This window comes from Microcoleus sp. CAWBG58, assembly GCF_020883045.1.
GTDB lineage: Bacteria > Cyanobacteriota > Cyanobacteriia > Cyanobacteriales > Microcoleaceae > Microcoleus.
This window is the reverse complement of the sequence record NZ_JAHRFA010000046.1, coordinates 1-18,581: the sequence shown is the minus strand read 5'-3', so window position 1 is coordinate 18,581 and position 18,581 is coordinate 1. Positions and strand designations below refer to the sequence as shown.

Annotated in this window: 19 protein-coding genes; 10 read left to right on the top strand and 9 right to left on the bottom strand. The window is 45.9% G+C overall.

Features of this window, described 5'->3' with window-relative positions; all coding sequences use genetic code 11:
- The first annotated feature begins 114 nt into the window (after nt 1–114).
- Together QZ918_RS20035 and QZ918_RS20030 are read left to right on the top strand one after the other, a co-directional pair.
- Nucleotides 115–1,032, top strand: a complete 918-nt coding sequence (locus QZ918_RS20035) for a glycosyltransferase family 2 protein (RefSeq protein WP_293337903.1) — start codon at nt 115–117, stop codon at nt 1,030–1,032.
- A gap of 96 nt (nt 1,033–1,128) precedes the next feature.
- Nucleotides 1,129–1,251: a hypothetical protein gene (locus QZ918_RS20030; protein ID WP_293337902.1), complete on the top strand. Its 123-nt coding sequence runs from the start codon at nt 1,129–1,131 to the stop codon at nt 1,249–1,251.
- A gap of 235 nt (nt 1,252–1,486) precedes the next feature.
- On the opposite strand, the gene ribE is transcribed toward QZ918_RS20030, so the two are convergent.
- On the bottom strand, nt 1,487–2,200 hold the full coding sequence (gene ribE, locus QZ918_RS20025) for a riboflavin synthase (RefSeq protein ID WP_293337901.1): 714 nt from the start codon (nt 2,198–2,200) through the stop codon (nt 1,487–1,489).
- Between the two features lie 385 nt (nt 2,201–2,585).
- Here ribE and QZ918_RS20020 point away from each other — a divergent pair, with 385 nt between their 5' ends.
- From QZ918_RS20020 to QZ918_RS20000, 5 genes are all read left to right on the top strand, one after another.
- The gene (locus QZ918_RS20020) at nt 2,586–3,095 is read left to right on the top strand and encodes a bifunctional nuclease family protein (RefSeq protein WP_293152327.1); all 510 of its coding nucleotides are present in this window, start codon (nt 2,586–2,588) and stop codon (nt 3,093–3,095) included.
- 5 nt (nt 3,096–3,100) lie between these two features.
- On the top strand, nt 3,101–4,231 hold the full coding sequence (locus tag QZ918_RS20015) for an aldo/keto reductase (protein WP_293337900.1): 1,131 nt from the start codon (nt 3,101–3,103) through the stop codon (nt 4,229–4,231).
- 388 nt (nt 4,232–4,619) lie between these two features.
- Nucleotides 4,620–8,048, top strand: coding sequence for a PAS domain-containing sensor histidine kinase (locus tag QZ918_RS20010; protein WP_293337899.1), 3,429 nt, complete (start codon nt 4,620–4,622; stop codon nt 8,046–8,048).
- Between the two features lie 20 nt (nt 8,049–8,068).
- Complete coding sequence (locus tag QZ918_RS20005) at nt 8,069–8,599, top strand: hypothetical protein (protein WP_293337898.1); 531 nt, start codon at nt 8,069–8,071, stop codon at nt 8,597–8,599.
- 166 nt (nt 8,600–8,765) lie between these two features.
- The gene (locus QZ918_RS20000) at nt 8,766–9,083 is read left to right on the top strand and encodes a hypothetical protein (protein ID WP_293337897.1); all 318 of its coding nucleotides are present in this window, start codon (nt 8,766–8,768) and stop codon (nt 9,081–9,083) included.
- Nucleotides 9,084–9,422: 339 nt separating this feature from the next.
- Here the strand turns inward: QZ918_RS20000 and QZ918_RS19995 are convergent, their stop codons facing one another.
- Nucleotides 9,423–10,532 (bottom strand): extracellular solute-binding protein, encoded by a 1,110-nt coding sequence (locus tag QZ918_RS19995; protein WP_293337896.1) that lies wholly within the window; start codon nt 10,530–10,532, stop codon nt 9,423–9,425.
- Between the two features lie 96 nt (nt 10,533–10,628).
- Nucleotides 10,629–10,769, bottom strand: a complete 141-nt coding sequence (locus tag QZ918_RS19990; RefSeq protein ID WP_293337895.1) for a hypothetical protein — start codon at nt 10,767–10,769, stop codon at nt 10,629–10,631.
- 30 nt (nt 10,770–10,799) lie between these two features.
- Here QZ918_RS19990 and QZ918_RS19985 point away from each other — a divergent pair, with 30 nt between their 5' ends.
- Both QZ918_RS19985 and QZ918_RS19980 read left to right on the top strand, forming a co-directional pair.
- Nucleotides 10,800–10,985 carry a hypothetical protein gene (locus QZ918_RS19985; RefSeq protein WP_293337894.1) on the top strand — a complete coding sequence of 62 codons (186 nt, stop codon included), beginning with the start codon at nt 10,800–10,802 and terminating at the stop codon, nt 10,983–10,985.
- 382 nt (nt 10,986–11,367) lie between these two features.
- Complete coding sequence (locus QZ918_RS19980; protein ID WP_293152309.1) at nt 11,368–11,763, top strand: hypothetical protein; 396 nt, start codon at nt 11,368–11,370, stop codon at nt 11,761–11,763.
- A gap of 447 nt (nt 11,764–12,210) precedes the next feature.
- Here QZ918_RS19980 and cobT read toward each other — a convergent pair whose 3' ends face one another.
- The 6 genes from cobT to QZ918_RS33140 all read right to left on the bottom strand — a co-directional run bounded on the left by cobT (nt 12,211) and on the right by QZ918_RS33140 (nt 17,752).
- Entirely contained in the window at nt 12,211–13,317 is a 1,107-nt protein-coding gene (cobT, locus tag QZ918_RS19975; RefSeq protein ID WP_293337893.1) for a nicotinate mononucleotide-dependent phosphoribosyltransferase CobT, read from the bottom strand.
- Nucleotides 13,318–13,751: 434 nt separating this feature from the next.
- Nucleotides 13,752–14,507 carry a DUF2232 domain-containing protein gene (locus QZ918_RS19970; RefSeq protein ID WP_293337892.1) on the bottom strand — a complete coding sequence of 252 codons (756 nt, stop codon included), beginning with the start codon at nt 14,505–14,507 and terminating at the stop codon, nt 13,752–13,754.
- Nucleotides 14,508–14,970: 463 nt separating this feature from the next.
- Complete coding sequence (locus QZ918_RS19965) at nt 14,971–15,468, bottom strand: universal stress protein (RefSeq protein ID WP_293152300.1); 498 nt, start codon at nt 15,466–15,468, stop codon at nt 14,971–14,973.
- 89 nt (nt 15,469–15,557) lie between these two features.
- On the bottom strand, nt 15,558–16,268 hold the full coding sequence (locus QZ918_RS19960) for a Crp/Fnr family transcriptional regulator (RefSeq protein WP_293152297.1): 711 nt from the start codon (nt 16,266–16,268) through the stop codon (nt 15,558–15,560).
- 321 nt (nt 16,269–16,589) lie between these two features.
- Complete coding sequence (locus tag QZ918_RS19955; RefSeq protein ID WP_367275386.1) at nt 16,590–17,429, bottom strand: RNA-guided endonuclease InsQ/TnpB family protein; 840 nt, start codon at nt 17,427–17,429, stop codon at nt 16,590–16,592.
- 26 nt (nt 17,430–17,455) lie between these two features.
- Nucleotides 17,456–17,752 carry a helix-turn-helix domain-containing protein gene (locus QZ918_RS33140; RefSeq protein ID WP_367275383.1) on the bottom strand — a complete coding sequence of 99 codons (297 nt, stop codon included), beginning with the start codon at nt 17,750–17,752 and terminating at the stop codon, nt 17,456–17,458.
- Between the two features lie 293 nt (nt 17,753–18,045).
- Here QZ918_RS33140 and QZ918_RS19950 point away from each other — a divergent pair, with 293 nt between their 5' ends.
- Nucleotides 18,046–18,297, top strand: a complete 252-nt coding sequence (locus tag QZ918_RS19950; protein ID WP_293152291.1) for a hypothetical protein — start codon at nt 18,046–18,048, stop codon at nt 18,295–18,297.
- The last annotated feature ends 284 nt before the right edge of the window (nt 18,298–18,581 follow it).

The following is an 18,581-nucleotide window of genomic DNA, read 5'->3' as shown; positions in this document are numbered from 1 at the left end:
TGAGATATAGCCTTTATCAAAAAGATGAGGTATTACTGAAAGCTTCTACAACCACATCAACCTCTAGGGCTGAAGCCCAACAACGTACCTCATTTTTCTGATAACCGCTATATCATGAACGCAACTCAAAATCTATTTTCAATTATAGTTCCGACTTACAATCGACCCGAGAAATTAGCCCAGTGTCTTCAGTCTTTTGTTGAACTAGAATATCCGCGCGATAAGTTTCAGGTGATAGTCGTCAACGACAGCACCGAAATATCTGTAGAAACTACAATTTCCCCTTTTCAAAATGAGTTAAATATCACACTTCTGACACAACCCAACTCAGGCCCCGCAACGGCGCGAAATACTGGGGCTTTTGCAGCCGAGGGCAAATTTTTAGTCTTTACAGACGATGACTGTACTGTGGCAGCAGATTGGCTGCAAAATCTAGAAAAGCGATTTCGGGAAACACCAGACTGTTTAATCGGAGGTCTAACTGTCAACGCGCTGCCGGATAATATCTATTCTACTGCCAGCCAGCAACTGATCGATTACCTTTACAGTTATTACAATGCTATTGGCGATCGCGCACAATTTTTCACTTCTAACAATTTTGCCCTTCCCGCTGAGGCTTTCGAGAAAATCGGCGGGTTTGACACGAGTTTTTCGCTGGCGGCTGGAGAAGATAGGGAATTTTGCTTTCGCTGGCTCAATTTGGGAGGCCGCGCGGTGTATGCTCCCGAAGTGACAGTCTATCATTCCCACGCACTAACTCTGCGGAAATTTTGGCGGCAGCAATTCAATTACGGTAGAGGTGCTTTTTTGTTTGGGGAAATTATCTCGAAAAGTGGGGCTAAGGGGAAACGGCAACATCCGTCATTTTATCTGAATTTGCTAATTTATCCATTTTCCCAGGGATCGGGTATTCAAAAGCTATTAATTGCTGCTTTGTTTTTGGTTTCTCAGGCGGGAATTGCGGCGGGGTTGTTTTGGGAGAAAAATGTTTTTGTTGAGAAAGAGTTTGTTGATAGGGCGCGTCAGTTTTAATAGTATCAGAATGATTTAACCACAGAGGGCGCAGAGGACACAGAGAGAGAATAGAGAGATTAATTCAAGACGATGCTACCAGATTTGATATAATTTGTGGCTGACGTACCAGAGAAGTACGAACTATTGCCTGCTTTGTTTTTGGTTTCTCAGGTGGGAAGTGCGACAGTTCTTGTTTGGAAAAATGTTTTTGTTGAGAAATTTCATGAAATTCATTAAAATAACCATTATCGGTTCGTAGTGAGGACTTTAGTCCGCAAAAAAAGAGGAATCAACTCCTCAATACAGGTTCGTAATGAGGACTTTAGTCCGCAAAAAAAGAGGAATCAACTCCTCAATACAGGTTCGTAATGAGGACTTTAGTCCGCAAAAAAAAGAGAGGACTGAAGTCGTTACTACAAACAATTTTTTGAAAAAGAGAGGACTGAAGTCCTTACTACGAACCAATCTATGATTAGATAAATCCGTGTTCTGCTAAGAATTCCGGTGTAATTGTTCCTAAACTGTTGATGGCGGGAGTTTCTTCCCAGGGTTCGGGATGGGCTTGCCGGCCGCTGCGGAGAAATTTGGCTACATATTTGCCGAGAATATCTGCTTCTAAATTAACTAAACTTCCCGCCTGCAAATAGCTGAGGTTTGTCTCGGAAAAACTGTGCGGAATTACGGCAACTTCAAACCAATTTCCGTCAGCATCGCAATCTGCTACGGTGAGGCTGATGCCGTTGACGGCGATGCTGCCCTTGGAAACGATGTATGGTGCAATTTGACGCTGCCATCCCGAATTGGCTGTTGGTGGGGCTGTAAACTTCATCTCCCAAGCGTTGGCGGTTTGGGTGGATGTTGCTAAGGTGCCGATCGCATCTACGTGCCCGGTCACAAAATGTCCGCCCAATTTGCTACCGGCGCGCAGGGAACTTTCTAGGTTTACCCAAGCATCGGGTAATGCTCCCAAAGTAGTGCGGCGCAAAGTTTCTGGGGAAGCGATGGCGACAAAACCTTGGGGCAGAACTTCTACTACTGTCAAACAAACTCCATCTACTGCTACGCTGTCGCCAACGGCTAAATCTTGTAAAATCTGGTAGGAGTTGCTTGAGGTGCAGGAAATTTGGAAGTAATCGTTGCCTAACGATTTCAGCTTTCCGAGAGATTGAATTAGTCCTGTAAACATAGTTATTTTTTTCTAGTCGATCGCTTATTTAAATCAAACCAAAGGCACAAACAAACCAGACACATCAGCTTTTGCTGTCCCTTACCAAGAATAATGGGTTTAAAGCCTCCTCCTTCGAGGGGAAAATAAAACAAAATTATTCACTGTTTCAATCCTCTGACTTATAGGTAGAGGTCGCTCTCCCACGGTCAACTGTCAACTGTCAACTGTCAACTGTCAACTGTTGAAGCCCCCTCCTTGAATCTTCAATCCGAAAATCGAAAATCAACAGTCCTCAATCAGTTGTAGATTCAGGCGAAGATCGAGTCATACTTGATTTAGATCATCTATTTATGTCCAAGTTCTCTGCCGCCTTGCAGTGTCTTAATTCTATGAGGCCGATCGAATGATTGAAATGAAAGTCGCTGGAATTGCCTTAGATGCAGCCACGCGCAGCCCTATTGTCCTATTGAGAGACGCTACAGAGCGTCGCGCTTTGCCTATTTATATCGGTCAGGAGCAGGCAAAGGCTATTATTAGCGCTCTAGAAGGTCACAAGCCTCCTCGACCTTTAACTCACGATTTGATAGTCAATTTCCTAGAGGCCTGGAGTCTTACCTTGGAGCGCATAGTGATTCACTCGCTGCAAGATAACACGTTCTATGCCGTGCTGATTGTCCGTCAGGGTGAAGTGAAAAAAGAGATCGATGCCCGTCCCAGCGACGCGATCGCCATAGCTCTGCGGACGAATAGCCCCATCTGGGTGATGGAAGAAGTCGTCGCCGATGCTTCTATACCGGTCGATCGAGATGCTGATGAGGCCGAACGCCGAGCTTTCCGAGAATTTATTTCAAACCTCCGTCCAGAGGATTTGATCAAAAGAAGCGGCTTGGGCCAGGGCGAAACTTCGTCCTAAAATCTATGCGCTATCGACGGTTTGGCAAAACGGAGTTGCACCTGTCTGTTTTTTCGTTGGGAACCATGCGCTATCTGGCTTCTGAGGAAATTGCCTGCCAGACTGTACGGCAGGCGGTATCTCAGGGAATCAATCACCTGGAAACGGCGGCGGGTTACGGTTGTAGCGAGGAATATCTGGGCGCGGCCCTCGCATCTGGTTTGTCTGTCGGTCGATCGCGCTTCCACGTCACCACGAAAATCCCTCCTACGGACGATGCTGCTGCCACGGAACGCTGCATCGACTCATCTCTCAAACGCCTGAATTTAGACTATATCGATTGTCTGGCAATTCATGGTTTGAATGCTTGGGAACATTTGGCTTGGGTGCGATCGCCCACAGGCTGCATGGAAGCTGTACGCAAAGCCTTGGCTGATGGCCGAATTCGGCACGTCGGTTTCTCGACTCACGGGCCTCTGGATCTGATTTTGGCTGCTATAAATACAGATTTATTTGAATTTGTCAATCTGCATTATTACTATTTTTTTCAGCGCAACGCCCCGGCAGTTGAACTCGCCAAGCACAAAGATATGGGCGTTTTCATTATTTCTCCGGCAGACAAAGGAGGGCAACTCTACACGCCCCCAGAAACTCTCGCAAAATTGTGTTCGCCTTTCTCGCCTTTGGAGTTGAACTATCGGTTTTTACTGAGCGATACTAGAATTGGAACTCTGAGTGTGGGGCCTGCAAATCCGACAGAATTAGAGCAACCTCTAAAATATGCCGATCGCGACTTTCCCCTCACCCAGGCCGAAATTGCTGCGTTTGTGAGGCTGGAATCGCTGATTGCCGATCGTTTGAAAACTGACAAATGCAGCCAGTGCTACGCCTGTTTGCCTTGCCCGGAAAACATCAACATTCCTGAAGTATTGCGGCTGCGGAATCTCGCTGTCGGGTGCGACATGACTGAGTTTGGCAAATACCGTTATGCTATGTTTGAAAATGCCGGACATTGGTTTCCTGGAAGCAAAGGCAACCGCTGCACCGATTGCGGCGAATGTTTGCCCAGGTGTCCCGAAGAGTTGGACATCCCAACTTTGCTCAAAGACACTCACCAGCGACTGAATGGCAAAGCGGGCAGGCGGTTGTGGGATTGAACACCAGTTGACAGTTGACAGTTGACAGTTGACAGTTGACCTGTGGTAGGGGCGGTGCCAAGAGTGCCCGCCCTCTTAGTTCATAGTTCAAAGTTCATAGTTGACAGCAACCTTTAGCTGGAAGGAAGAGGATTGGAGTAATGAATCATCTTCTTTTAATTTCTTCCGATCGGGCTTGGGGCTTTAAACCAATTCTTTCTGGTAAAAAAACTAAATAACAAAATCTGGTTGAAGAGCCAGAAACTTTATTTCTATGACAATACCCCAGTTATTTTATTACTTTCTTCGAGCCAGCGAGAGCCAACATTTTTCTGATGGGTGATTAACGGAACTCTCTCTAAAATCTCAACTTCCCAATCTCAACTTGATACTTCCAGATTAATATCCCGTGTCATCTACAAACGATTCAGCATTTACTACTATGGCTCAAACTCAGTTAAACGACAGCCAGCAAAACTGTTCGGAGCTTACTAATTTTGGGACTTCCGAAAGAAGATTGAAAGCAGTTTTCAGACCTTCTACCTACAACTTGTCTGTCACCAGAAAACAATTAATTGGATTGCTGGCTTTACAAACCATCTTGCCAGTCGGATTAACGGGAGCAGCACTTTGGCTAACATCAACTGTTGGAAGCAGCGAACTGCAAAATCAAGCTAAATCTGAACTGAGCCTTAGTGAAAGTAACTACAATCTTAAACTCGATCGCGCTGCATTCAGTTTTCAAAACTCCTCTGACAGCAAAACGATCGCCCAAATAGCCTCAGCTTATAACAGCGGTAAAAACATATCAAATTTGCGACAATCTGTCAAGGATATTTTGGAAACCCAAGTTAAAACAGGGGAAATAGACAGTGCTGTCTTAGTGGGAAAAAACGGGCAGATTGTAGTTAGCGTCACCCCTAACATCAAGGAAAAAAGTGTTAACCTGCAAAAAATAGTCGATCGAGTATTCGCTGCCAAAAAGCCAATAACCGCCAGCAAAATTATTGCCAAATCGGAACTTCAGAAACAATTGGTATCTTTGCCGCGCGCTGCGGGAGACGGTAGCGTTCTCGTCCGCTACACAGCAACTCCTGTAAAAGATCCCAAAACTAAGACGGTGATTGGTGTCTTAGTGTTAGAAAAAATTTTGAGCCAAACGACGGCAGTTGCTAGCAGCGAAACCATCAATTTACAAAGTGGTGGATATCGCGCTATCTACTCCGTCCCAACTGACGGCAAATTTGTGTTGGCAAGTTCGCAAACATTTACCAAAAATCAAAAGTTGCCAGATTTGCTGGCAGACAAATCGCTGCTGAAATCGGCACTTGCAGCCGCCGGCAAGCCTGTCGCTCAGGAAATGCGAACAGGCAGTAAAACTTATACAGTAGCTGCTCAATCCCTGGACAATTTAGCCGGAAAACCCGCAGCAATTTTAGTGCGGGGAATGCCACAAACTGATCTCGCATCCTGGTGGGGCAATAATTGGCTGCTAGCACTGTCTGTGGCTGCCGCCGCACCCCTGGCCTTGGCAGTAGGAGTCACCCGCCTCCTGGCCAAACCAGCTAACTCAGATTTATTAACAGCAGACGGGAATTTACGATCTAACTCCACCGCAGAAGCGCAGCCGCAATCGGGGAAGTGTGTTAGCGAAGCAGGGCTATTTCATTCTCAGGAGGATTCCGATTTTGTAGGGGTAGTGGATGGTGCGTGCCTACCCCCTCTACCAACTCGGAGGGCGGGCCCGCACCATCCACCGCCCCTACAAGAGAATGAAAGAGCTCTGGTTGGCGAAGCCCTCCAAGACGATCGCACTTCTGACAATTTATCTGACAATTTAAATTTGGGCGAACTCCCCGGTTTATTCCCGAAACAACCGAATTTAGACAGTCAATTAGCGATGGATTTTGAGTATGGAAATTGTGCGGGCGATCGCGCGCAAATCACAAATCCCGAAATCTCGCTAACTGTCCCAACCCCAGTATTGGCAGCCAACTCAGGCTCAAACCACCCACAGCCGACAAATACAGAACCAGCAAAAAGCTCGATCGCCTTAAATCAAGTCCAAGAAGCTTGGCAAGACTTAAATCGCCTCAACTTGGAATTGCAGCGAGAAATACTCGAACGTCAAAAGGTTCAAACAGCCCTGCGGAAGAGCGAAGAACTGCTGCAAGCGATTTTAGACAACTCCACAGCAATGATTCACATCAAAGATGCTGACGGAAAATACCTGCTTACAAACAGCCATTTTGACAATTTGTTCCATATGGCAAAAGAACAAATAACTGGTAAAACCGACGGCGATATTTTTCCTCAAGACAAAGCATCAGTCTTGCGAGAAAATGACCTAAAAGTGATTGAAACCTGTTCGCCCCTAAGCATTGAAGAAGTCATCCCTCAAGACGACGGGCCGCACACTTATCTGTCTCTCAAATTTCCCCTCTGCAACTCCGAAGGTACAGCTTATGCAGTCGGTACAATTTCTACAGATGTGAGCGATCGCAAAAAAGCCGAACTCACCCTAGAAAAAGCCAAAGTAGAACTAGAAATAGAAGTCGAACAGCGCACGGCATTCCTCAAACAAGCCAACCAACTCTTGCAGTTTGAACTCGCCGCCCGAGCCCGCGGCGCCATTACCGTCAGACAAATGACGGCTCAAGTAGCCCGACACGCCAGAACAGTTGACGGCATTCTCGGCGCTTCCCTCGACCTAATTTTTCTAGTGGATCAGTCGGGAAGGTACACTTACGTCAGTCGCACCGCTGCCCAAGCTGCCGGCATGAACCCCAGAGAAATGATTCGCAAAACCTGGCAGGAATTGGGCTGGCCTCCAAACATTATGGAGCGGGTTCACCAACAGTGCGATCGCATATTTGTCACAGCCGAACCCGCCAAAGGCGAAGTAATCGTCCCCACCGCAGCCTGGGGAACCCGCGACTACGAGTACCTTCTCAGCCCGGTGTGTGCGACAGACGGCACCGTGGAAGCGGTGGTAGCCACGCTGCGGGATATCACGGATCGCAAAGACGCCGAGGAAGCGTGGCAGTTGGCAAAAGAAGCCGCCGAACTTGCCAACCGCGCCAAGAGTGCTTTTCTGGCAAACATGAGCCACGAGTTGCGGACTCCCCTAAACGCAATTATCGGCTACAGCGATATGCTGGTGGAAGATGCCGAGGAGGTGGGCAACTTAGAGGTAGTTTCGGATTTAGACAAAATTCGGACTGCTGGGAAACACTTGCTGCAACTGATTGACGACATTCTCGACATTTCCAAAATTGAAGCTGACAAGATGGAGATTTATCTCGAAAGCTTCGATGTTGGTGGCCTCATCGAGGAGGTGGCGACAACCATCAAACCGTTAATTGAGAAAAACGGCAATACCTTGCAAGTATTGAGTGCCGAGAATATCGGCGCCATGCACGGCGATTTGATGAAAGTGCGGCAGGTAATCCTGAATTTGCTGAGCAATGCTGCTAAATTTTCTGAGAATGGGGCGATCGTACTTACTGTCGAAAGAATTACCAGTGAAGAATTTAAAAATAAATATCAACCGCGAGTTGTTCAAATGTTAATTTTGGATGCTGAATATTTAGTTTTCCGAGTGACAGATACGGGCATCGGCATGACACAAGAACAGCAAGAGCGACTGTTCCAACCTTTCACCCAAGCGGACAATTCAACTACTCGCAAGTACGGCGGTACAGGTTTGGGATTGACTATCAGCCAGCGTTTTTGTCAGATGATGGGCGGTGATATTGAAGTTACCAGCGAGTTAGATTGTGGTTCTACTTTTACGGCTTCTTTGCCTGCTTCGTTGTTTAGGCGATCGGAATTTTAATAATTTTGTCGCAATAAATTATGATAAATCACCAGAAACTCAGCCACAAAAATCAAGTTTTCCGGCGCAGACCTAGCATTTTGACAAAAAGTTTATTTTTGTTCCTAATTGCCAGTTCTACGTGCATCACAACCTTGCTGTGGGGACAATCTGCGGCGTTTTCCCAGCAACCAGTTTGCCCGAGTGGAGATGCTGCCAATTTCCCGTCGCCGCCGCTTTCGCAAACCGAAAAAAGCACGCCGAGTCTGTGGTTGGCTCAAAAACAGTTTGGCGGCAAATTGCTCGATCGCTGGTTTGTCGATCGCAGCAACACATGGGTTATCCTGATCGTCAACCGCCAACTGTGGAGTTTGCTGGATTATATGGAACGCTATCAGTTTGTTAACCGCTTCGGCACAGCTTCCAGCGAGTACGGTTACAACCTGCGAGTTTGCAACCGTCAGGGGACGGCTTTGGCGGTTTATGCGTGCAAGGGCGATCGATCGAGCTGTAAAATAGATTTAGAATCTCTCTCAAATCCCGGTCTTCGAGGTAAATTCAAAGTATTTTAGTAGGGTGCGCCAGTAGCGAGTTGTGTTTTGGGCGATCGATAAATCAAGAGCTGACGCCCCGTGGATTTGATCTGAAAAATGCGGCTTCCAAAAACGGAATTAAAAAAATCTATTTGGAAATATACAATAAATTATGACAAAAATTACCAGCAAAATAACATGAAAAATGGCACTTCCTAAAAAACAATCACGTAGTATCACCATAAACGGCGAAAAATATCGTTGGCTTATTTCACCTGACGATTATGGTGGTATTGGTTTGTTTATAGAGTTATATGAGAATCCTGCTCAGAAATTGACGACAGGTTTTTCTTTTGGTTATCAAGCTATTACACCTTTGCTGGTGCGTGAGGTAATTCTCTATGGCTTAGCACAAGGATATACGCCTCATAAAAAAGGTCAGAATTTTGGGCTACCTGAAAATTCACCCTTAGTAGTAGTTGAGAATTTAACAATTAACGCAGCTTACAAGTACAACTGGTGACTGACGCACTCTATGGTTAAAGATGCGTCAGTTTTGATGATTTTCAAGGTATGTAGTTGCGCTTCAGCGCTCTTTAGATCTATGTAAGGAGCGCTGAAGCGCAACAACGTACCTCAATACGTACTTAACTTTTTACTGCTTGCTTTTTAGATTTATGAAAGAGCGCTGAAGCGCAACAACGTACCTCAAAATGTACTTAACTTTTTACTGCTTGCTTTTTAGATTTATGAAAGAGCGCTGAAGCGCAACTACGTACCTCAATACCTACTTAACTTCTCACTGCTTGTTTTTTAGATCTATGAAGAGCGCTGAAGCGCAACTACGTACCTCAATACCTACTTAACTTTTCACTACTTGTCGAATTTCTTGCCAAAGCGATCGATATTGCTGAATCCCTGCATCCCCGAAAGGCAGCAGAAAGTCGCTCGCCGCAAGAATTTTAGCATCCGGCAGCAACACGGGATTAGTGCGCACACCTGCGGGCAAAGCTTCGGGTTTCATGCCGACAATTATCGGCGAGCTAGCCTTTGCTAGCAAAGATAATTGAGGCGCAATCTGAGGCTGCAAGCAAAAATTAATCCATTTTTCGGCTAACGAAACTGGTTTTTTTGATACGGGTTGTACCCACAAATCCGTCCAAATTGCACTCCCAGAAGCAGGAATTACTACAGCAATATTGTTTTGAGTTTGCAACAGTGGCAGTACGTCACCCGAAGAACCTACGGCCAACCAAGTATCACCTAAAATTAACGGTTGCAAGTAAGCATCGGAACTGTAAAGCTTTGCTTGTGCGTGCAGGTTGGCGAGTTCTTGTTTGAGGTTGGGAACTTTATCTAATTGATCCGTGTTGTAAGATTTTCCGAGTTTTTTTAATGTTAAACCGATAACTTCTCTCGCACTATCCGGTAGCGAAATTCGATCGCGCAATTCCACTCGCCACAAGTCACTCCAATCTTTCGGAGTCCACCCCAAATCCTTAAATTTGTCGGTTCGATAGGCAATTACCGTACTTCCCCAGCGGTAAGGTGCAGCCCAAACTTGACCTTTGGCGTCTAATTGGCCGTCAGCGTTACGCCGGACGAGTTTTTGCCATCTTTCGGGCAATTGCGACCAATTAGCAACTTTAGCAGGATCGATCGGCTGAATCAATTTTTGCCGAATTGCCAAAGTCAGCCAATAATCTCCCAACATCACCAAGTCAGCTTGATTTTTGGTTTCCGGTTTCCGTTTCCACTCCTGCAACAGGGCGAATAATTCTTTTAATTGCCCTTCCTGCGTTACCTGCAACTGCGGAGACGGTTGTAAATCGCGACTAAATTTGCTTGCGAGTTGGGCGGGAATACCGTTTTTGAGCGATCGAATTTTGAGAGTGGGTTTCGAGTCGCAACCTGCCGCCAATTGACTTAAAGTTAGGGTGGCTGCGCCCAATAGCAAAGACCTTCGTTTCACCTGTGAATCCGCTTTTCTAAATATTGACCGATGTTTTGTGTTCTGCGACCCGGGAAATAATTGTTTGTCGAGTCCGGTAGCCCGCACCGATTTGTCTTATTTCTTTTTCCAACACACAGCCATTGTACTCGCTTCTGCTGCGATCGGAGTCGCTGCTGTTCTTGCCGTCAACTTACCAGAAAGAATTGGTTGAAAGCCCCCCGCCTTCGAGGGAGAAATTAAAATCAGACTGTTCATGACTCCCCTACTCTGACTTAAGGGTAGAGGTTGCCCTCAAGAGTCAACTGTCAACTGTCAACTGTCAACTGTCAACTGTCAACTGTTAAACGCCGGTCTTTCCGGGCGATCGCCTGTATCTGTGTTACATTCCTTAATATCAGGAAACCGCGAAAGCCCCACACTCTGACCTTGGATGACGCTTTTTCCACAACCGAAGTGAAAAATTTCTTTTAAATCCGCAACAGTTTAATAACTACAAAACCCGGTTGCTGTCTCCATAACAATCTCAAGTCCCAAATCGAAAAATGGCAAATTGACTGCCGAGTCAATCTCACACTCCTGGAGGGACTCCCACTCTCAGAAGCCGAGTTTTTTTGTTTTTTTTAACTATGATTGAAGGTTTGAACAAAGTATAGGAGTTAACAAACCTCGTTTCAGAATCCAAGAAAATCTAAAATCTAAAATCTAAAATCCTCAACCTGAGTCTCTAAATCTAGCGTCAGGATTGGGAACACAACAATTACGTCAAAAATTAAATAATTTAGTGATAAATCCCAGTTATGTAAAGATTTCCCTAAAATGTAAAGATATAAGTTACTATCCCGAGGATGACTGTATGGAAGCGCTACGCCAGCAAGTTACAGCATTGACCCAACAAGTCGATGCTCTCTACAAACTCGTAGAAAACCTCAATGAAAAGTTATTGGAGTCCGCCAAGGAGACGAAGCTGGCCCAGCAGCATATGGACGATCGCTCCCTGACAGCAGGAAATCACAAAACCTCTCCCTATCAAAGCTACAGCAATCTCGACGGCATCCTCGGTCACAAGGACATACTGTTAGATGACAGCTACTTCGACAAGAATTCTCAAAGTCTGGAAAAAGAGCTGACTTCCGAAATTCAAATCCAGCGCCTAACAGCTCAGCTAACAGCAGCTTACAATCGAATTGCTGCCTTAGAAGAACAGTTGGTCGCCAAAAGAATGCACTCACACGTAGGCGGGTCTAATTAAATATTGCTGCTGGCGATCGGCATCGATCGAGAGAGAAAATACAACTTGGGTTGATTTATCCTCGTCTACTTATAGATTCATGGAATAGAGTGTTTTTGTCTCGCACAATTCACAGTATGAATACTGCATCAAAGCGAGATATTGTGTAGAATATTCTGTAAATTTCAAAGCAAAAATGCTACAGAAAATGATATAATTATTCAGCCCAAACTAATGTATAGCAATCCTAAATGATTCATGAAGAGTTGTAGGGGTAGTGCCCCCGTGCCTACCCCTTATCTATCGGGGCAACCGGGCTCTTAAAGATTCCCTACAAGAATTATCCAAATGATGCGAGGATTGCTATAGTTGAGCAGCACAACGAGGTTTGCAGCTCGATCGCACATCTGAATTTTTCATATTTAACGTCTGAGATTCCGACACGCACGGAAAACCAAAAACCCGGTTTCAATCTGTCATTTCACAGCGCGAGGCTAGGGCTTCTACTGCTTGCAGGAGTTGGGTTGGAGTCCAATTCATAGCTAGCCCGCTGGCGATCGCACACGCGCCCGCACCCACACCTTCCTTCACATACCCGCGATCGTAAGCTTGCAGTTGCGGGTAGCGAGAACTCGCAAAACTTAGCTGTGCAGCCAACAAAGGGACACCGCCGATATCCGATGCGAGTCCTACAGTGTCTCCTGTCGGGTCTTCGGCCACCCAGCGCGTAGTCCCCACCGCGACTTGTTCGGGACTCCATAACAGCTCGTATTCCGCGGCTAAGGCTTGCATCAAAGCATATACTGCCAGCATTTGCGTGCCACCAGCCAAGAGTACCCCGCAATTCCGACTCGCGGCGATCGCCATTGCAGCCGTCGCTATCTGCATCGGATCGCCCACCGCCGCTACCAAATCCAGGGGAGTGTTATTTTTTCTGCCGATTTCCCACCCAGCATTCTTGAGTCCCGCTGTCACCGCGGCCAATTTTTGAGCGTGATTGCAGGTAGGGTGAGAACTATTAACCTTACCCGCTGCTGCAATACCCAAACCCATTAACACGCCCAAAGCTGTAGTCGTGCCACCAACTACGCACTCCCCTAAAATCAAATAACTACCATTAGTTTCGGCAGCCAATTTAGCGCCCCAAATTAATCCTTGTTCCATCAAATGTTTGACTGTTTCTACTTCCAAAGCATTCCCAGAAATAAGACACTTTGCCGCAGTACCGCCCAAATCAATTGCAGGTACCGGAGGTGGCAGGGATAAACCTGCATTAAACAGGTAAAGGGGAATTTCCAAAGCTTCAACTGCGGCGCGAGATATTAGTACCGGTGAGGCACCCGCTTCTAGGGGCGGCAAGGGATACTGCGGCGAGGGTTGGGGGCCGTTATACAAAAATTCTGCATCGGCCAAACAAGTAAATTGTCGATCGCGCGGGGTTGCTCCTGCTGCCGAAATCCCCGGAATTAAGCCAGTTGCGGTAAATCCTAACACGCAGGCAAATATCGGTTTTTGTCCCCGATGGCGATCGAGCCACCGTTGCCCCCGTTCAATTTCTGTATAAATATGAATCATAAATTAGTTATTAGTTATTAGTTATTAGTTATTAGTTATTTGTTATTAGTTATTAGTTATTTGTTATTAGTCATTGGTTCCTTGTTAAGCTGTCACGCATTTAAATTGCATATTCAGAGCGAGACGCCCACCTCATAAGACAATACCGTTTACTTAAGAATGTTCAGGGGGTAAAACCCTATGAAAAATAGGTACGGAGATTGCTTCGTTCCTCTCTTCGGACTATCTTAAGTAAACCGTATTCCCCCATAAGACGGCGAATTGTTTGTTGACATTCAAGTTAAATGCACAACAGCTTATTTTGGATTTTTCTTATATTTGTTGTTATTTGTTGGTTCCCATGCCCCATGTCCCATGCCCCATAACTAATCACCAATCACTAATCACTGTTGACAACTGTCAACTGTCAACTGTCAACTGTCAACTGTCAAAAACTACTCCTCATAATCGATTAAAACTTGCACCCAGCGCGGCGGCCGCGGAATCGGATTTCCCAAACGATCTAACAGCAACAAAGCTACTAAATGCACTACAAATAAATAGACAATATTGTTAATCAAAATCATCCCAGCGGCGATCGCCCCAATTGTACTCAAACTCGGCACGCTCAGCCAGCCCAGCTTCACAAATACCCATTCCACAATCTCTGTTACCTGGGCGGTTACATAAACCCAGAGATCTTGACCCACCAAAGCTGACAGCAGCCAAAACTTAAAAAAGAAGCCGACAGCACCAATTACCGCCCCCACACTAATAGAGACAGACCAACTCGCTTTGCGCCGCCAAAGTCCTCCCAGTGCAACTCCCATAATTCCAAAAGGAATCACGTATAAAATGCTCCGCGTTGGGCCCATGAGTACCGACAGCAGCAAACCGGAAACCAAAGCTGACATCCAAGCGGCTCTACTCCCCCAGCGCAGGTAAACCAGGGCTATGGGCACCGGGAAAAAAACCCGCAGCAACGGGCCCAGCGGAAAGTAATAATTTATCAGCCAAATCAAGCTAGCGGTACTTGCCAAAAATGCCGTTTCTACGAGCCTCAAAGGCGCTTCTCCAGAGGGGGGCGTTCCCGGCTCGGAATTTTTGCGATCGCCAGCCATTACTGAAAAAGTGGCGGTTTGTGGCTCATTATTGGTACTGGGTGAACTGCCTGAATTAGACGCAGCATCTGCTGACAAAAAATCACTCATCCGATTTTAGATTTTAGATTTTAGATTTTAGATTTTACAGGACTTGCGTGCTATGGCGGTTCTTGGAAAGATGAGGTATGGCGGTTCTCAAAAAAGTGAGGTATGCCCTATGCCCTATGCCCTATGCCCTATGCCCTATGCCCTATGCCCTATGCCCTATGCCCTATGCCCTATGCCCTATGCCCTATGCCCTATGCCCTATGCCCTATTGACTTCGGGTTTCACTCTTGGGATGCCTCGCCACCCAATTTAATATTGTTCGCAGCAACCAGGTTTAGGTAGGAACGCCAGTCTTATTTTAGATTGATATTCTCAGGAAAATTTACCAGAAAGAATTGGTTGAAAGCCTCTGGCTTGGGCGTAAAAATTAAAATCAGACTATTCATTACTCCCCTACTCTGACTTTTAGGCAGAGGTCAACTGTCAACTGTCAACTGTCAACTGTCAACTGTTGAAAGCAGCATCATTTTTCAGCTTTGACTTCCTGAATTACAAATACCGAACAAGATGCGTGGTGAACGACATAATTGCTCACACTCCCGAGGAAAGCTTCTGTAAGCCCCGTGCGGCCGCGCCTCCCCACTACTATTAAATCTGCACCCCAAGTTTGGGCGTGTTCGCAGACACAATGCCCCGGATCGCCATCCATTTGGCAGTCAAATTCCACCTCCAATCCTTGTTTGGCTGCGACCTCGCTATAATTTTTCAGCAAACCCTCAGACTGTTTTACCTCCCTTTCCAGCCGCAAACGTTGAGCTTGATAAGCTTGATCCATTAACTCGGCATTCAAGCCCAAATCTACCGGAATTGGCACTGCCGTCTCGCCCAGCGAGTTGACAGTAACGCAGTGAAATAGCATCATCTTAGCTCGATCGATCGAGGCTAATTCTAAGGCTTGACTGAAGACGCGGCGGCCAAGTTCAGAATCATCGACGGCGGCGAAAATTTTCTTAAAACTCACAGCTTTACCTCTGGCGGGAAATCATCAATATCCGTTAGTTAACAGAGAGTGCTGTTGAATGAGATTCAAATTAACAATCTCTGATACTTCTAGACTAACAGACGTTCCAAGGCGTGTAGGTCGGGAATGCACAAAACGTCACGTTCGCGCTGAATAGTTCCTTTTTTTTCCAGCTTGCTCAGCACTCGCGTTACCGTTTCCCGAGCCAGCCCGCTGAGGCTACTTAATTCTCTGTGCGGCAGGTTGGGAATTTCTGTACCTCCACTGGACATTTTTTTCCCTTGCCCCTCTGCCAAAAATAATAGAATATCTGCTACTCGCGAGGTACTGTCAGACTCTCGCAAACGCAGGCGGCGGTTGACTTGCCGCAGGCGGCGGGCCATCAGTTGAGCTAGCCGAATGCCTGCGAGGGGCTCGGTATGAATGAGTTGCACAAAATCTTGAGCTGGCATATTGCCGATCAGTGTCGGGGCTAGGGTGATGACATCTGTCGATCGCGGTGCTTCTTCGATCGCTGCCATTTCCCCGAACAGTTCTCCTTTCCCTAAAATATTCAGCGTTACTTCTTTTCCGTCTAGATTGTAGGTGCGAATTTTCACCCAACCATCCAATATAAAATACACTGATGTTCCCCAGTCATTTTCTAGTAAAATCACTTGATTCGACGGATGACTGCGGGTAACGATGTGGACAGTTGCTCTCTCGATTACAGGGTCAGGCAAACCTGCAAAAAAAGGAGTAGAAACTATCAATTGATTTATATTTGACTGCGGATCTCGGGCGTTAAAGCGGTCTTCCATGAGGCCATCATCTTAATTTATGCGCTTGAGCTGCGCTGGGCAGTTAGAAATAGCTTGCAGCCGAGTCATTCGAGCGATTTGAGATTCAAGCATTTGAGGAACAAGGATCTAAAAATCGGCAATTTTTCCTCTAAAGTTTTGCGGTCAAAGGTCGAATATGGGAATTATTGACGCGATCCCCGGCATAAATGCGCGGGAATTCTCAAAGGTTGCATTCCGGTGCGATCGCATCCACACCTTCACGCTTTCTTCTTCCTGTCTCTTAGGCTCTTAACTAGACCGTTTCCGGTCCCCGTCAGACCGCCTCCACAGGCAATTTCTTTAATGTCTACGAAGCGTCCCTCCGCCGACAATCCTTGAAAACCGAATAACTTGAGCGGCTGCTACATCTCGATGTGTTGTATACCCACACTCAGGGCAATTATGCACTCGTTCGTTAAGTGCTTTCTTGCCAGTGTGACGATCGCAATTCGGACAAACCTGAGAAGTGTAATCCTTGTTTACCTTCTCAAAATGTACTCCCCGTTTCCAGCACACCCACGACAGAATCGCGATGAATTGACCGAAACCAGCATCTAAGGTGTGTTTGCCAAACCTACCTTTTGCCCAGACTCGAAAATCGATATCTTCAACAAATATCATTCCCGCATCTAGAGCTAGGTCATGAGCTAATTTAAACTGCCAATCTTTTCTGGTATCAGTAACACGCTGATGCAGCCTAGCAATTTTTCTATTCAACTTATGACGGTTGTTAGAGCCTTTCTTCTTGTTCTTGAGCCGACGTTGCAGCAATTTAAGCTTGCGGTGTTCGACCTTGAGAAACTTAGGACGTTTAACTAATTTGCCTTCAGAAGTTGCTAAAAATTGGTCTAAACCTAGATCTATGCCAACGGGGAATCCCTGTGCAACGGGTTGAGGAACATTAACATCACATTCTAAGAAAAGTATGACGAAATATCCACTAGCCTTCCGGACAATTTGAGCTTGCTCCATCGCAAACCCATTAGGAATCTCTCTTGATTTAATGAATTCAACAATGCCTAACTGTGGGAGTTTAATAGTATTTCTTTGGAGGCAATTTTTGAGCATTTGGGGAAATACAAACGACCGCATTCGGTATTTATTCTTAAATCTTGGGAATCCCATTCCCTTACGTTTCATGTCTAGGAAGGCTGTTTCAAGCTTTCTTAACACCTGTTGAAGCATCTTTTTGCGTTAACCGTTTTAAGTTCGGGAAACAACTCTTTAGCTTTGGTTAGCTCCGCTGCCTGATTGTAATAATTTGGGTAGGGAGCATCAGCCGGAATAATGTACTCGCGAGCGATCGAGCAAGCATTAATCGGACATTTACGAGAGTCAATCCAGTCTTTACGTTCTCTCAATGCGTAGTTCCAAACCTTACGACAAATTACCAGAGTTATTTCGATTTGAGAAATTTGCTTCTGTGTCGGCTTTAGTTTGTACTCGTAACTGAGATTTAGCATGATTCTTGACTAGCTCTACAAAATATTATATCATTTTGTAGATACTATGACAATAACGAAATCTCACTCTTGTCACTGGCATTGCCTTAGCCTCCTGTTAGCTTTCATGTCCGTCTTGAAAGGACGGGGTTCTCAGCATATTTTTTATAGCCTCAAGCTCTGATTGGGAGCTAGAAACTAAAGACTATACCATAATTGTTTAGATACATACCGCCGAGTAAATTTTATTAACAAAATTTTAGCAGCGCAGCAAGGGACTGAGCGATCGAGTTAGCGAAGACAATGACTTCGCGATGACAAGCTTAACACTGCTGAGAGATTTGTTGTCAGCAGGCCCGACAGTCGATCGGCTAGCGGAAGCACAAGTCCGCCAACGGGACAGACAGCGACCACATCCGATTGCAACTCTCTGGAACCAGTCAAATGTCAGCACTACCAAGAAAATCCACACCAATTCCCAGTCTAAAGGTTGGCACTCTTGGCAACCGAAACCGACGCAGTTTCGAGCAATTTTTTATGCTACCCCGAGATTATTGTACCATTAATCTCTAGCCATGAACACAGATCGAAAGCTATCATGAAAGGTTGCTCAAATCGACTGCATGGGGACAAGCCTGAATCCGAGAATCCCAAATCGCAGATTGTTTGAGGTTTTTCACAAGTCTGTGAAAGATGGAAACAAAAATTTACCGCATTACCTGAGGAGAGTCAGACTTAAGTAGCAAATAGCTTGTTAAACTTATCCATAGTTAACTACCGAGAGGAAGTTTCATGTGGAAAGTGGCGGAATTTGCAAAACTATCAGGAGTATCAGGCTCGACCTTGAGGC

What these genes read in the sequence shown, in the direction of transcription:
- QZ918_RS33140 (WP_367275383.1), bottom strand. Translation starts at nt 17,752, where the DNA reads ATGCTAAATCTCAGTTACGAGTACAAACTAAAGCCGACACAGAAGCAA.
- QZ918_RS20000 (WP_293337897.1), top strand. Translation starts at nt 8,766, where the DNA reads ATGGCACTTCCTAAAAAACAATCACGTAGTATCACCATAAACGGCGAA.
- QZ918_RS19970 (WP_293337892.1), bottom strand. Translation starts at nt 14,507, where the DNA reads ATGAGTGATTTTTTGTCAGCAGATGCTGCGTCTAATTCAGGCAGTTCA.
- QZ918_RS19980 (WP_293152309.1), top strand. Translation starts at nt 11,368, where the DNA reads ATGGAAGCGCTACGCCAGCAAGTTACAGCATTGACCCAACAAGTCGAT.
- cobT (WP_293337893.1), bottom strand. Translation starts at nt 13,317, where the DNA reads ATGATTCATATTTATACAGAAATTGAACGGGGGCAACGGTGGCTCGAT.
- QZ918_RS20015 (WP_293337900.1), top strand. Translation starts at nt 3,101, where the DNA reads ATGCGCTATCGACGGTTTGGCAAAACGGAGTTGCACCTGTCTGTTTTT.
- ribE (WP_293337901.1), bottom strand. Translation starts at nt 2,200, where the DNA reads ATGTTTACAGGACTAATTCAATCTCTCGGAAAGCTGAAATCGTTAGGC.
- QZ918_RS20035 (WP_293337903.1), top strand. Translation starts at nt 115, where the DNA reads ATGAACGCAACTCAAAATCTATTTTCAATTATAGTTCCGACTTACAAT.
- QZ918_RS19950 (WP_293152291.1), top strand. Translation starts at nt 18,046, where the DNA reads ATGACAAGCTTAACACTGCTGAGAGATTTGTTGTCAGCAGGCCCGACA.
- QZ918_RS20005 (WP_293337898.1), top strand. Translation starts at nt 8,069, where the DNA reads ATGATAAATCACCAGAAACTCAGCCACAAAAATCAAGTTTTCCGGCGC.
- QZ918_RS20020 (WP_293152327.1), top strand. Translation starts at nt 2,586, where the DNA reads ATGATTGAAATGAAAGTCGCTGGAATTGCCTTAGATGCAGCCACGCGC.
- QZ918_RS19955 (WP_367275386.1), bottom strand. Translation starts at nt 17,429, where the DNA reads ATGAAACGTAAGGGAATGGGATTCCCAAGATTTAAGAATAAATACCGA.
- QZ918_RS19960 (WP_293152297.1), bottom strand. Translation starts at nt 16,268, where the DNA reads ATGGAAGACCGCTTTAACGCCCGAGATCCGCAGTCAAATATAAATCAA.
- QZ918_RS19990 (WP_293337895.1), bottom strand. Translation starts at nt 10,769, where the DNA reads ATGAACAGTCTGATTTTAATTTCTCCCTCGAAGGCGGGGGGCTTTCAA.